This window comes from Bradyrhizobium sp. GW821-FHT13H05 (genome assembly GCF_058804065.1).
The window spans coordinates 761,515-775,090 of sequence record NZ_JBXAPO010000004.1 but is presented as its reverse complement, the minus strand read 5'-3'; the positions used below and the strand labels follow the sequence as shown (position 1 = coordinate 775,090).

General features: G+C 65.2%; 16 protein-coding genes. 11 read left to right on the top strand and 5 right to left on the bottom strand.

Annotated elements, in window-relative coordinates:
- The 5 genes from AC1RR3_RS16805 to AC1RR3_RS16785 all read left to right on the top strand — a co-directional run.
- On the top strand, positions 1-195 hold a 195-nt coding region (locus AC1RR3_RS16805), incomplete at its 5' end, for a hypothetical protein (protein WP_492824216.1).
- A 27-nt stretch (positions 196-222) separates the two neighbouring features.
- On the top strand, positions 223-693 hold the full coding sequence (locus AC1RR3_RS16800; protein ID WP_492824215.1) for a chemotaxis protein CheW: 471 nt from the start codon (positions 223-225) through the stop codon (positions 691-693).
- 74 nt (positions 694-767) lie between these two features.
- The gene (locus tag AC1RR3_RS16795) at positions 768-1,133 is read left to right on the top strand and encodes a response regulator (RefSeq protein ID WP_007600538.1); all 366 of its coding nucleotides are present in this window, start codon (positions 768-770) and stop codon (positions 1,131-1,133) included.
- A 75-nt stretch (positions 1,134-1,208) separates the two neighbouring features.
- The gene (locus AC1RR3_RS16790) at positions 1,209-2,408 is read left to right on the top strand and encodes a protein-glutamate methylesterase/protein-glutamine glutaminase (protein ID WP_492824214.1); all 1,200 of its coding nucleotides are present in this window, start codon (positions 1,209-1,211) and stop codon (positions 2,406-2,408) included.
- Entirely contained in the window at positions 2,405-3,277 is an 873-nt protein-coding gene (locus AC1RR3_RS16785; protein WP_492824213.1) for a CheR family methyltransferase, read from the top strand. The genes AC1RR3_RS16790 and AC1RR3_RS16785 overlap by 4 nt, the downstream gene beginning before the upstream one ends.
- Positions 3,278-3,335: 58 nt before the next feature.
- On the opposite strand, the gene AC1RR3_RS16780 is transcribed toward AC1RR3_RS16785, so the two are convergent.
- The 5 genes from AC1RR3_RS16780 to ctrA form a co-directional block, all read right to left on the bottom strand.
- On the bottom strand, positions 3,336-4,496 hold the full coding sequence (locus tag AC1RR3_RS16780; protein ID WP_492824212.1) for a glutathionylspermidine synthase family protein: 1,161 nt from the start codon (positions 4,494-4,496) through the stop codon (positions 3,336-3,338).
- Positions 4,497-4,499: 3 nt separating this feature from the next.
- The gene (locus AC1RR3_RS16775) at positions 4,500-4,742 is read right to left on the bottom strand and encodes a hypothetical protein (RefSeq protein ID WP_492824211.1); all 243 of its coding nucleotides are present in this window, start codon (positions 4,740-4,742) and stop codon (positions 4,500-4,502) included.
- Between the two features lie 66 nt (positions 4,743-4,808).
- On the bottom strand, positions 4,809-5,198 hold the full coding sequence (locus tag AC1RR3_RS16770; protein ID WP_492824210.1) for a hypothetical protein: 390 nt from the start codon (positions 5,196-5,198) through the stop codon (positions 4,809-4,811).
- 14 nt (positions 5,199-5,212) lie between these two features.
- A complete protein-coding gene (locus AC1RR3_RS16765; RefSeq protein WP_492824209.1) occupies positions 5,213-5,617 on the bottom strand; it encodes a DUF350 domain-containing protein in 405 nt (134 codons plus the stop codon).
- 173 nt (positions 5,618-5,790) lie between these two features.
- A complete protein-coding gene (gene ctrA, locus AC1RR3_RS16760) occupies positions 5,791-6,492 on the bottom strand; it encodes a response regulator transcription factor CtrA (protein WP_008138878.1) in 702 nt (233 codons plus the stop codon).
- Positions 6,493-6,939: 447 nt separating this feature from the next.
- Between ctrA and fliI the strand changes: the two genes are divergently transcribed.
- From fliI to AC1RR3_RS16730, 6 genes are all read left to right on the top strand, one after another.
- On the top strand, positions 6,940-8,265 hold the full coding sequence (fliI, locus tag AC1RR3_RS16755) for a flagellar protein export ATPase FliI (protein ID WP_492824208.1): 1,326 nt from the start codon (positions 6,940-6,942) through the stop codon (positions 8,263-8,265).
- Between the two features lie 121 nt (positions 8,266-8,386).
- On the top strand, positions 8,387-8,806 hold the full coding sequence (gene fliJ / locus AC1RR3_RS16750; protein ID WP_254116553.1) for a flagellar export protein FliJ: 420 nt from the start codon (positions 8,387-8,389) through the stop codon (positions 8,804-8,806).
- Between the two features lie 312 nt (positions 8,807-9,118).
- Positions 9,119-9,664 (top strand): sigma-70 family RNA polymerase sigma factor, encoded by a 546-nt coding sequence (locus AC1RR3_RS16745; protein ID WP_492824207.1) that lies wholly within the window; start codon positions 9,119-9,121, stop codon positions 9,662-9,664.
- Between the two features lie 183 nt (positions 9,665-9,847).
- Positions 9,848-10,909 carry an anti-sigma factor gene (locus AC1RR3_RS16740; RefSeq protein WP_492824206.1) on the top strand — a complete coding sequence of 354 codons (1,062 nt, stop codon included), beginning with the start codon at positions 9,848-9,850 and terminating at the stop codon, positions 10,907-10,909.
- A gap of 257 nt (positions 10,910-11,166) precedes the next feature.
- Positions 11,167-12,126, top strand: a complete 960-nt coding sequence (locus AC1RR3_RS16735) for a helix-turn-helix transcriptional regulator (RefSeq protein ID WP_492824205.1) — start codon at positions 11,167-11,169, stop codon at positions 12,124-12,126.
- Positions 12,127-12,347: 221 nt separating this feature from the next.
- Positions 12,348-13,571, top strand: coding sequence for an NAD(P)/FAD-dependent oxidoreductase (locus AC1RR3_RS16730; protein WP_492824204.1), 1,224 nt, complete (start codon positions 12,348-12,350; stop codon positions 13,569-13,571).
- The last annotated feature ends 5 nt before the right edge of the window (positions 13,572-13,576 follow it).

The window sequence follows — 13,576 nt, the reverse complement described above, 5'->3', positions numbered from 1 at the left end:
TCCGACAGCAATCTCGGCGCGATGCCGATCATCGGCCTGTCCGCGCTGGTGTCGCCGGCGGCGATCGAGCGCGGCCGTCAGGCCGGCTTCCACGACTATGTCGCCAAGTTCGACCGTCCCGGCCTGATCGCGGCGCTGAAGGAACAGACCGCGGGCGCTGCCGGCGCCTCCGAGCTGAGCCGGGCGGCGGCGTAAGCAGAACAGGGACCAGGAGACACCAGGATGAGCAAGAAGACCCAAATTGGCGAAGGCGCCATGGTCGAATACGTCACCGCGATGATCGGCGGCCAGCTGTTTGGGCTGCCGATCTCCCGCGTCCAGGACGTGTTCATGCCCGAGCGCGTCACCCGCGTTCCGCTGTCCTCGCGCGAGATCGCGGGCGTTTTGAACCTGCGCGGCCGCATCGTCACCGTGGTCGACATGCGCGCCCGGCTCGGCCTGCCCAAGCCCGAGGACGGCAAGGTGCCGATGGCGGTCGGTGTCGACCTGCGCGGTGAATCCTATGGCCTCCTGATCGACCAGATCGGCGAGGTGCTGCGGCTTGCCGAGGACGGCAAGGAAGAGAACCCCGTCAACCTCGACCCCCGCATGGCCAAGCTCGCCGGCGGTGTCCACCGCCTTGACGGCCAGCTCATGGTCGTCCTCGACGTCGATCGCGTGCTCGAGCTCGCGCCCGAGATGATGGCAGCCTGATACGGCGGCATCGTCGCCGACGGGACTTGCAATTGGAAGTGCCCCCGCAAAGGGGGAAGGAAGCAGAGGTTCAGATGCGAACTTGTCTCGTCGTTGATGATTCCAGCGTCATCCGCAAGGTTGCGCGCCGGATCCTGGAGGGCCTCGACTTCCAGATCCTCGAAGCCGAGGACGGTGAGAAGGCGCTTGAGGCCTGCAAGCGCGGCTTGCCCGACGCGGTGCTGCTCGACTGGAACATGCCGGTCATGGACGGCTACGAGTTCCTCGGCCACCTCCGCCGCATGCCCGGCGGCGACCAGCCGAAGGTGGTGTTCTGCACCACCGAGAACGACGTTGCGCACATCGCGCGTGCGTTGCATGCCGGCGCCAACGAGTACATCATGAAGCCGTTCGACAAGGACATCGTGACGGCGAAATTCCAGGAAGTCGGCTTGATCTGAGCGAACGTCTGGAGCCTGGGCGGGTCCTTCGGCGTTTGTTTTCAACTGAACCGTTTTAGTCTGAGTTGGTGAGTAATGAGTGTTGCGTTCGCAGGTAATTCGACTACGGGCTCGTCGCGCGAAGCCGGGCCTCTGCGAGTGATGATCGTCGACGACTCCGTCGTCATCCGCGGTCTGATCTCGCGCTGGATCGGTGCCGAGCACGACATGGAGGTCGCGGCCTCCTTGCGCACCGGGCTCGAGGCGGTCAACCAGATCGAGCGCATCAATCCCGACGTCGCCGTGCTTGATATCGAAATGCCCGAGCTCGACGGCATCTCGGCGCTGCCGCAATTGCTGGCGAAGAAGCGCGACCTCGTCATCATCATGGCCTCGACGCTGACCCGCCGCAACGCGGAGATCAGCTTCAAGGCGCTGTCGCTCGGCGCGGCCGACTACATTCCGAAGCCGGAGTCGACACGCGAGGCGTCGGCCGCGGACATCTTTCATCACGACCTGATCCAGAAGATCCGTCACCTCGGTGCGCGGCTGCGTCGCAAGCCCGCGGTCGCGAGCCCGCCGCTGGCGCCCGCGAGCCCCGCACCGGCCGCACGTGCACCGGCTGTCGCGCGGCCCGCTGCGCCCGCACCCGCTCCCGCTCTGCATGCTCCGTCGTCAGGGACGCTGTCCACGCGTCCGTTCTCGACCCAGGCACCGAAGGTGCTGCTGATCGGCTCTTCGACCGGCGGCCCGCAGGCGCTGATGGCGCTCGTCACCGAACTCGGCCCTGTCATCGACCGCTTCCCGGTGCTGATCACCCAGCACATGCCGCCGACCTTCACGACCATTCTGGCCGAGCATCTGGCGCGCGCGAGCCGCAAGCCGGCAGCCGAGGCGGTCGATGGCGAGCCCGTGAAGCCGGGACGAATTTATCTCGCGCCGGGCGGCAAGCACATGCGTGTCGTGCGCAGTGGTGCCGACGTCGCGATCGCGCTCGACGACGGCCCCGCCGTCAATTTCTGCAAGCCCGCGGTCGATCCGCTGTTCACGTCCGCCATCGACATCTGGCACGGCAGCATCCTCTCCGTGATCCTGACGGGCATGGGCTCGGACGGTATGCGCGGCGGCAAGGACATCGTCGCCGCCGGCGGCAGCGTGATCGCCCAGGACGAAGCTTCCAGCGTGGTCTGGGGCATGCCCGGTGCGGCCGCGAATGCCGGCATCTGCGCGGCGATCCTGCCACTCAACCAGATCGGCGCCAAGGTCAACCGCCTGTTCGCGGGAGACCGCGCGTGACGCCCACAGATTACGACTATCTGCGCAAGTTCCTGAAAGAGCGCTCCGGTCTCGATCTCTCGCCCGACAAGCAGTATCTGGTCGAGAGCCGGTTGCTGCCGCTCGCGCGCAAGGCCAGCCTTCCCGGCATTCCCGATCTCGTGTTGAAGATCAGGAACGGCGACGGCCGGCTTGCGACCGACGTGGTCGAAGCGATGACCACCAACGAGACCTTCTTCTATCGCGACAAGATCCCGTTCGACCATTTGCGCGAAACCATCCTGCCGGGCCTGATCCAGACGCGCGCGGCGCGCCGGAGCTTGCGCATCTGGTCGGCGGCGTCCTCGACGGGGCAGGAGCCCTATTCGATCGCGACGTGCGTGAAGGAGATGGGTGCGGCCCTCGCCGGCTGGCGCATCGAGATCGTCGCCACCGACCTGTCGCAGGAAGTGCTGGAGAAATCCAAGGCCGGCGTCTACAGCCAGTTCGAGGTGCAGCGCGGATTGCCGATCCAGCATCTGATGAAGTATTTCACGCAAGCCGGCGAGCTCTGGCAGCTCAACGCCGACATTCGCGCGATGGTGCAGTTCCGCCAGCTCAATCTGTTGCAGGACTTCTCCCATCTCGGCATGTTCGACATCATCTTCTGCCGCAACGTGCTGATCTATTTCGACCAGGACACCAAGGCGGTGATCTTCGAGCGCATGGCGAAGGTTCTGGAAGCCGACGGCACGCTGCTGCTCGGGGCTGCAGAATCCGTCGTCGGCATCACCGATGCGTTCCGCCCGATTACCGAGCGCCGCGGTCTCTACCAGCTCAACCCGGCGCGTTCCGGCCGCCCGATGGGTGGACTGATGCCGCAGCCGCTGAAGGTTGCGGCGGCAAGGTGAACTTCTCCTCGTCATTCCGGGCTCACGACTTTGTCGCGCCCCGGAATGACAGAGCTTCTCACAAAATCGCATGCGGCAAAAACCGCGAGCTGTTGCCGGTGATCGGACTCTCGTCCTCGCGGATCGACAGGCCGCACGGCTCGTGATTCACCAGCCAGCTTCCCACCACCGCATAGGAGCCTGAGAAGTTAGGCAGCGGCGACAGTGCCTGCCGGATAAAGCCCTCCGCGCCGTAGGGGCCTGCGTGCTCGTCAAGCGATACGCCGCCGGACACCAGCGTGACATTGGCGCCTTCGCGCGACAGCAGCGGCTTGCGCACATAGGAGCTGCCGAGCTCGGCTGCGCGCGGATCGTCCTCGAAGAAGGCCGGCAGCAAATTGGGATGGTTCGGAAACATCTCCCAGAGCAGCGGCAGGATGCCCTTGTTGGAGAGCACGGCCTTCCACGGCGGCTCGATCCAGCGCGTCGGTGCGTCCTTCAGCTTCGCGCCGAAGGCGTCGTGGAACATCCATTCCCAGGGATAGAGCTTGAAGGCGAGTGCGATGTCGTTGTTATCGAGATCGACGAAGCCGCCCACCTCGTCGCGCCAGCCGATCTCCTCGATGTCGAGCAGCGTGGTCGAGAGCCCCGCCTGCTGTGCTGTGTCCTCGAGATAAGCGAGCGTGCCGGCGTCCTCGTCATTGCCGGTGGTGCCTGTGAGATGCAGATGGCGGCCGGCTGCAATGTCCTTCCACGCTGCGATCAGCTGCTCGTGGATCGAGTTGAACTGATCGGCGCGCGCCGGGATGATGCGGCGTTCGATGGCCTGCTCGAGCCAGGTCCATTGAAACACGGCGGCCTCGAAGATCGAGGTCGGCGTGTCGGCATTGTATTCGAGCAGCTTTGCCGGACCGCGACCATCGAATTTCAGGTCGAGCCGGCCGTAAAGGCTGCGGTCGTCGCGCTCCCAGCTCTCGGCGATCAGGCTCCAGAACGTTTCCGGGATCTGCAAGCGCCGCAGATGCCGTTCGTCGCCGATCACGCGGCCGGCAAGCTCCAGGCACATCGCGTCGATCTCGCCGGTCGGCGTCTCGATGCCGCGCTCGATCTCGTCCAACGTGAAGGCGTAATAGGCGCGCTCGTCCCAATAGCGCTCGCCGTCGATGGTGTGGAAGGCGAAGCCGCATTGCTCGGCGGTCTGCTGCCAATCGTCGCGCTCGGGGCAAATGATGCGTTGCATGGATCAGCCGCCGCCGTGGCCGCCATGGCCATGCCCGCCATGACCATGCCCGCCGTGACTGTGCATGCGATGCAGCGTGCCGCCGAAGCCGCCATAGCTCGGCCGGCAATAAGGCTTGCCGTCGATGCCGGGAACGGCATCGAGTCCTGGGCCGCATGGACGTTCGCGCTTGGTGAATCCCATCGAGACGGCGCCGACTGCGGCGCTTCCCATCAGGGTGAGCATGACCCTTCGCGAGCGTTTCATGTTGTGCTTCCTCCCGCGCGACTTAAAGCAGACCCGCGTGCCGCGTTGAATTCAAAAGCTCGCGCGTCAGCCGCCGCCCGAAAAGCCGTGGCCGAACGAGCCGAAGCCGCCGCGGCTCACGCCACCGGAGCCCGAGTCGGACGACGTCCCCGACGAGGAATGGCTCGAGGAGTCGCTGCTGAAGAAGCTCGATCGCGACGACCAGCGCGAGCCGCCGCTGCCGCCTGACGAACTGCTGCTACTGCTGCAGCTCGTGGTCGTTTGCCCCGGCACGGCTCCGGGAGAGGGCTCGCAATGCTGCCGGGGCATCAGCGTGTAGGCGGTGGTGCCGACCGCGATCGTGCCCATCACCAGCAGCGCGACATGGCCGGAGCGCTTCACCGGCTCGCGCGGTGTCGGCGGCACCGGTGCCGGCCGGCGCTTGCCGAACTCCTTGCTGGAGGGTTTGTTGGCCATGTCAGTTGATCACGTCAGTAGATCATGCAGGCAGCGTTCAGCAGGCCCGCCGCGAGCGAGGACAGCCCGAGCCAGATTGCCGGGGCAAGCTCGCCGGCGGCGATCCGCGCCGACAGGTTCGGCACCGGGACCTTGACGAGGAAGAACACGACGATCTGCACGACCAGCGCGATCGTCGCCCAGATCAGACAGTCCAACACATTGGCCGAATGGGCGATGGCGCTGACCAGCGGTGCCACGAAGCCGAGCAGGCTGAGGCCGAGCGCAATCGCCGCGGCCGGATCGTTCTCGCGGATCAGCTGGAATTCGTTGTGGGGGGTGATGCGGGTATAGACGAACAGATACGCCACGATCGCGACCAGGCCGGTGCAGAAATAGACCAGGAAGGCGGGCAGGCCGGCGAGTGATTGCAGGATCATCGTTCCCCCATCGTGCAGCGACCATTCGTCGGCGGGAGGAGGATAGCGGTTCAACGGCGGAACGGCGATGAAGCCGCGTTCGCATCCCCCCAAAAAACAAAACCCCGCCATTTGCGGCGGGGTCCAGGCTGGGAGGAGCAAGCCCTGACGGGCTCGCGGGTAAAACCTTGGGATCAGGCGGGAATGCGCTCTTCGTGCTCGTGCGGCTCGCGCAGCACGTAGCCGCGGCCCCACACGGTCTCGATGAAGTTGCGGCCTTCGGAAGCGTTGGCGAGCTTCTTGCGGAGCTTGCAGATGAAGACGTCGATGATCTTCAGCTCGGGCTCGTCCATGCCGCCATAGAGGTGGTTGAGGAACATTTCCTTGGTCAAGGTCGTACCCTTGCGGAGCGAGAGCAGCTCCAGCATCTGGTATTCCTTGCCGGTCAGGTGCACGCGCTGGCCGCCGACTTCGACCGTCTTGGTGTCGAGGTTGACGACGAGGTCGCCGGTCTGGATGACCGACTGGGCGTGACCCTTGGAGCGGCGCACGATCGCGTGGATGCGGGCAACCAGCTCGTCCTTGTGGAAGGGTTTGGTCATGTAGTCGTCGGCGCCGACGCCGAGACCCTTGACCTTGTCCTCGATGCCGGCGAGGCCGGAGAGGATCAGGATCGGTGTCTTGATCTTGGAGACCCGGAGCTGCTTGAGCACGTCGTAACCCGACATGTCCGGCAGGTTGAGGTCGAGAAGAATGATGTCGTAATCGTATAATTTACCGAGATCGACGCCTTCTTCCCCCAAATCGGTCGTGTAGACGTTGAAGCTCTCAGACTTCAGCATCAGCTCGATCGACTGCGCGACGGCGCTGTCATCTTCAATCAGCAAAACGCGCATGCCAGTTCCCCATAGTCGCCGCTCCTGGGCGTCAGGTCGGCCGCATTCGCGGCACTCAACAAAACGCCTTTGAACAACTGATTCGGATCCTGACAACAGATGGTTAACAAATCCTGATTCTGGAACGCAAGTCCCTCGGTGCAATTTTTCTCGAATCGCCCTAAGGTCTTGCGCGCGAAGCAGCTTTCGTTATCCGGTTCCGTTCAAGTTCCACTTTAAGAGACGGGCCTAACCGACTCCCGCGACTCAGCCTTCTTCTGAAGGGGAGCCACGCTCAGTCACAAAGACAGTGACGCAATGATTAACGATGCGGGTAAACACGAAGTTAAGCGCCGTTCAGAAATATGGCGAAACTTAAGAGTTTCACCGTGAAGGCCCGGATTTCGAAGGCGACCGCCTTAACGAAGGCCCTGCTATGAAGGCGCGCCCCCTTATAAAGGCCCTCCGATGAAAGCTCTGGCCGAACAGATCGGCGACATCGACGGCGTCAATATCTACGGCCGTGTGGTCGGCGTGCGCGGCCTGATGGTCGAGGTGGCCGGCCCGATCCACGCGATGTCGGTCGGTGCGCGGCTGGTGATCGAGACCGGCGCCAGCCGTTCCATCCCCTGCGAGGTGATCGGCTTCTCCGGCAACAATGCTGTCGTGATGCCCTTTGCCGGGCTCGACGGCGTGCGCCGCGGCTGCAAGGCTGTCATCGCCAATGCCGCCAACCAGGTGCGTCCGTCAATGGCCTGGCTCGGCCGTGTCGTCAACGCGCTGGGCGAGCCGATCGACGGCAAGGGGCCGTTGCCGCAGGGGCCCTCGCCAATGCCGTTCCGCAATACGCCGCCGCCGGCGCATTCGCGCAAGCGCGTCGGCAGCCCGCTCGATCTCGGCGTGCGCGCGATGAACACCTTCCTCACCTGCTGCCGCGGCCAGCGCATGGGCATCTTCGCAGGGTCCGGCGTCGGCAAGTCCGTCCTTCTTTCGATGCTCGCGCGCAACGTCGATGCCGCCGTCAGCGTCATCGGGCTGATCGGCGAACGCGGCCGCGAGGTGCAGGAATTCTTGCAGGACGACCTCGGCGAGGAGGGCCTGGCGCGCTCCGTCGTCGTCGTTGCGACCTCCGACGAGCCGGCGCTGATGCGCCGGCAGGCGGCGTATCTGACGCTCGCGGTCGCCGAGTATTTTCGCGACGAGGACAAGGACGTCCTCTGCCTGATGGACTCGGTGACCCGCTTTGCCATGGCCCAGCGCGAGATCGGGCTGTCCGCCGGCGAGCCGCCGACCGCCAAGGGCTATACGCCGACCGTGTTCACCGAGCTGCCGAAGCTTCTGGAGCGGGCCGGACCGGGCCTGGGGGAGGGCGCGATCACCGCGATCTTCACGGTGCTGGTCGACGGCGACGATCATAACGAGCCGATCGCGGACGCCGTCCGCGGCATCCTCGACGGCCATATCGTGATGCAGCGCTCGATCGCCGAGCGCGGCCGTTACCCCGCCATCAACATCCTCAAATCCGTCTCCCGCACCATGCCGAAATCGGCCGATCCGGAGTTCTGGCCTGTGATCCAGAAGGCGCGGGCGGTGATGGCGACCTATGCCGACATGGAGGAATTGATCCGTCTGGGCGCCTACCGGGCCGGCTCCAGCCCCGAGGTCGACGAGGCGATCCGCCTGCACGAGCCGCTGGAAGCCTTCCTGCGCCAGCGCAAGGACGAAAATGCCTCACTCGCCGACGGCTACCGCCAGTTGGCGCAAATCCTCGGTAATTTGGAAACGGAACGCTAACTTTGTCAGGTCATCATCCGCTCTCACAGAGTAGCAGAGCCGGTCTTGGCCCCGATCGGGCCTGTGGGGAGACCGGTATTGTCCCACGTGCAGCCAGGGGACTTCTGGGGAGTATGAGTCGATGAAGTCACGTGATACCCTCATCCGCCTGAAGAAATTTCAGGTCGACGAGAAGCGCCGCCGGGTCACCCAGATCGAGACCATGATTGCCGACTTCCAGCGGATGTCGACCGATCTCGAGCGCGAGATCTCGACCGAGCAGGAACGTGCCGGGATCAATGATCCCTCGCACTTCGCCTATCCGACCTATGCCAAGGCCGCGATCCAGCGCCGCGAGAACCTGACCCGCTCGGCCGACGAGCTCAAGGGCCAGCTCGACGAAGCCAAGGCCGCTTTGGCCGAGGCCTTCGAGGAGCTGAAGAAGGTCGAGCTCCTCGACGAGCGCGACCAGGCCCGCGAGCGCGCCGAAGAGAACGCCCGCGAACAGGCTGATCTCGACAGCATCGGCCTGATGCGCGCCCGCATCGGCGCCGTCGCCTGAGGCGCCAGCAGCAAGACTTGCGACAACCAGATTTGCGCGAATTTGCAGAACCCGGACCCGCAAGGTCCGGGTTTTCGCATTTGCTATCCACAGCGTGGCGGTCCCGCCCCTTGGTGATGGGCTTTGCCGCGCGCTATGGTAGCGGATGGTTCGCCTCGCCCCGCTTGCGGGGAGAGGCCGGATCGCATCGCCAGATGCGATCCGGGTGAGGGGGACTCTCCGCGAATCCGTCTGCAACCTCCTTTGCGGAGACTCCCCCTCACCCCAACCCTCTCCCCGCAGGCGGGGAGAGGGAGCAGATTAGGGGGCTGAATGCTGACGCCAGCGGAGCTGGTCGGGCTGATTGGGGAGGTCGCCAAGGGCGATCAGGCCGCGTTCGAGCGCCTCTACGTCGCCACGCGCGCGAAACTCTATGGCGTCGTGCTCCGTATCTTGCGCCGACAGGATCTCTCGGAGGAGGTCATTCAGGAGACCTACGTCAAGATCTGGAACAGTGCCGGCCAGTTCAATCCGGCGCTGTCGTCGCCGATCACGTGGATGGCGTCGATCGCGCGCAATCGTGCGATCGATATCGTGCGCAAGAAGACGGAAGTCTCCATCGAGGAAGAGCCTCAGGCGATGGAGGTTGCGGCCGACAGCCCCGATCCGCTGGCGCGCCGCGAGATGACCGAGGAGTTGAAGCGGCTCCTGGAATGCGTCGGCCGGCTCGAGCCGGATCGCCAGAGGCTCGTGCTTCTCGCCTATTACAACGGCTGGAGCCGCGAGCAATTGGCGGAGAAATTTTCTGCGCCCGTCAACACGGTGAAGACGTGGCTGCGGCGCAGCATGTTGGATATCCGGGAGTGCCTCGGACTTTAGAGGAATGATGAGAGTGTCTATGCTGGCGCGGCGTTCTCGCTTCACCTTTCCCATAGGGAGAGGTCGGATTGCATCGCAAGATGCAATCCGGGTGAGGGGGCACGTTCTCTCATGGGACCTGAGCCCCTCACCCGATTTGCTGCGCAAATCGACCTCTCCCTATGGGAGAGGTGAAGGAAGGTGATGGCCTACACGGAGGACCATATCGCGCTCGCCGCGGAATATGCGCTCGGCACCCTCGACGCCGGTGAGCGCGCGCAGGTCGAGACCATGATGGCGGTGGACAAGGCGTTCGCCGATGCCGTCCAGGCCTGGGCCTACCGGCTCGGCGTCCTCAACCAGATGGTCGGCACGATCGAGCCGCGTCCGATCGTGTGGGAGAACATCCGCTCCGAGCTCGAACGGACGGGCTTTGCGCAGGAGCCGCTCGCGCTGTCGGAAGCTGCGCCGCTTCCACCACCCATGCCGGAGTCGTCTTCGTTCGAAGCCGTACCGCCGGAGGCATCATCGGATCGCGCGCAGCAACCGGCGCCGCAGCCGCCCGAGGCGGAGCAGCCCGGCACCGTGCAACCGGCGCCCGATGCAATTCCCGACATCGCGCCGATCTTCATGCCGCAGGTCCATGCGCCCGATCCGGAAGTCGTGCGCGCGCCACCGCCGCCGGTCGTCGACAACAGCAACGTCATCCGGCTCGAGAGCCGCGTGAAGCGCTGGCGCACAATTGCATCGGCCGTCGGCGCGCTTGCGGCTGCGCTGTTGGTGACGCTGTCGCTTCAGATCTTCCAGCCCGATGTGCTGCCGGGCGGCTTGCGTCCTGCGCCGCGCATCCAGACGGTCGAGGTGAAGACACCGGCGCCGCTTGCGGCGTCCTCGCAATATGTCGCGCTGTTGCAAGGTCAGGCCGGCGGTCCCGCCTTCATTCTCACCGTTGACGGCGCGACCAAGAATTTTACCGTACGCAAGGTCGGTGCGACGCCGGAGCCCGGCAAGAGTTTTGAGCTCTGGCTGATCTCCGACAAGCTGCCGCGCCCGCGCTCGCTCGGCGTGATCGGCGCTGGCGATTTCACCGCGCGTCCGGTGCTCGGCGGCTTTGATGCCGAGGTCGTCAACGGCGCCACCTACGCCGTCACCGTCGAGCAGGCCGGCGGCTCGCCCAACGGCCAGCCGACCTCGGCGCCGGTCTTTACCGGCAAGCTGATCGAGACCGTGCCGCCGGCGCAGACGCAGGCGCCGGCGAAGAAGTAGCCGCTTTCGTAGCCCGGATGGAGCGCAGCGCAATCCGGGACCTTCGTGCCACGCGGCGTGAACCCCCGGATTTCGCTTTGCTCCATCCGGGCTACAGTTCCTTGTTCCTGTCGTCACGGTCCATTCCGCCGTCGCATCCCGACAAGTCCCGTCGAATCCACCCCTGATTTGAACCTCCGTCCATTTCGCGGCGTCAAATCCCCGGAATTTGCAGTCGGCGCCGCCGATCATGGTGCCGGAGAGGGGCTAGAAATCAGATGGATGCAGCAAAGACGCCGGGCATCTTCGTCCACCAATATGCGGGGCTACCGCATGGTCCGGCTTTCGAACATTGGCGCGAGCGAGCCTTCGGTTCCTGCGGCCTCGACATCGGGCCGAGCCATGGCGACAGCATCGATTGCCGGCTCCAGATCAGCGTGGTCGACAATATCGCGCTGGCCATTCCGGAGGGCGCTTCTGCGCAATACTCACGCAGTCAGAGCCACCTTGCCGACGGCAGCGACGATCTCGTGCTGATCTCGGCGCATGCGGGCCTCGTCCGCGTCGGACAGAACGGCCACACCGTCGAACTCGCACCGGCGCAAATGGTGCTCGTCGACATGGGCGTCACCGGCACCGTCGGTCACACCGACGACGACCGCTTCACCAGCATCCGCATGCCGCGCCGCGCGCTGCTCGACATCAATCCGCGCGCCGAGGAGAAGCTCTCGCAGGTGCTCTCCGACGGCGCCGTCGCCGAGACCATCTTCCGCTACCACGCGCTCGCCGCCAGTCACGGGCCGCATCTGGATGCCGTCGGCCAGCGCCTGACCGCGCAGCATATGGTCGATCTCGTCGGCCTCCTGCTCGGCACCGATGCCGAGCATGCAAGCCTTGCGCGCGGACGCGGACATGCCGCGGCCCGCCTCGATCTCATGCGCGCCGACGTGATGGCTGCGCTCGGTCGCAACGATCTCTGCCTGTCCGAAGTTGCGACGCGCTCTGGCTTGAGCCCGCGCCAGGCGCAGCGCCTGTTCGAGCAGGTCGGCACCACCTTCACCGAGTTCGTGCTGGAGCAGCGCCTGCTGCAGGCGCGCAAGCTGCTCGGCGATCCCCGTGCGAGGACGCGCAAGATCAGCGACATCGCACATTCCTCGGGCTTCTCCGATCTGTCCTATTTCAACCGCGCCTTCCGCAAGCGCTTTGGCGCGACGCCGTCGGAATTGCGCGAGGGCTAGAGCGTTTTCGAGCGAAGTGGCTACCGGTTCGCGTAAAGAAAACGCGTCAAAACAAAAACCTGGAGCCCCGTTCCGATTTCATCGGAACGGAAAAGGCTCCGAGGCCACGATTTTGTACGGCGGCACACCGCTGTTGCAGTTGGTCGATCCCGGCGAATGAGCTATATCTGCCTGCGCGGGGCAGGCCGCAGGGTTCCTTTGGAAAGCGCAAGTAGGCGAACATGGCGCGTATCGTCGTGCTCGGCGCCGGGTTTGCAGGCCTGTGGGCGGCCATCGGTGCCGCGCGCAAGCGCGACGAGATCGGCGCTAACGGCGACATCGAGATCCGCGTTGTCGACCGCAATCCCTATCACAACATCCGCGTGCGCAATTACGAGGCCGATCTCAGCCAGGTCGCGCTTCCGCTTGGACAATTGCTCGATCCGATCGGTGTCACTCATGGCATCGGCGAGGTCGAGGCGATCGATCCGGTGCGTCGCCAGATCTCGCTGGTCACCAGCGGCGGTGAGGAGATTCTGGCTTATGATCGGTTGGTGCTCGCACTCGGCAGCGAGGTGATGCGCCCCGACATTCCCGGTCTTGCCGACCATGCGTTCGATGTCGATACCTATGCCGCCGCGCTCCGCCTCGAGGATCATCTCACCTCGCTCGGGCGCAGCGCGCCGTCGCTGGGGCGTTCGACCATCGTGGTGGTCGGTGCCGGCTTCACCGGCATCGAGGTCGCGGCCGAGATGCCGGATCGGCTGGCCCGCGCCGGTATCACCGGAAGCCGCCGCATCCTCCTGGTCGATCCCAATCCGGCCGTTGGCGCCACCATCGGCGCGCATGCACGTCCTGTCATCGAGACGGCGTTGGCTTCGCTCGATGTCGAGACGCGGCTCGGCGTGCGCGTCGTCTCGGTCGAGGCCGCCGGCCTGCGCCTGAGCTCGGGCGAGTTCATCCCGGCCCAGACGGTGATCTGGTGCGCCGGCATGCGCGCGAGCCGGCTGGCCGCAAGTTTTCCGGACGCGCGCGATCGTCTCGGTCGTCTTCTCGTCGATCCGTTCATGCGGGTTGCCGATGTCGGCGGTGTGTTCGCAGCCGGCGACGTCGCCTCCAGCGTGGTCGACGGACTGCATCCGACCGTGATGTCCTGCCAGTTCGCGCGCCCCATGGGCCGCTTCGCCGGGCATAACGTCGTCGCCGATCTCGCCGGCCTGCCGATGCTGCCGCTGCGGATCGACTGGTACGTCACCGTGCTCGATCTCGGCGATTGGGGCGCGCTCTATACCGAGGGCTGGGATCGCGAGGTGCGCAGCACAGGCGCAGCCGCCAAGGCGACCAAGCAGACCATCAACCGCAAGCGCATCTATCCGCCGCTATCAGGCAGCAAGGACGAGCTGTTCGCGGCGGCCGCGCCGACCGTGCAGGCGCCGCCGCCGACCTACGGGGCGCCGCGCCGTTGAGCCGG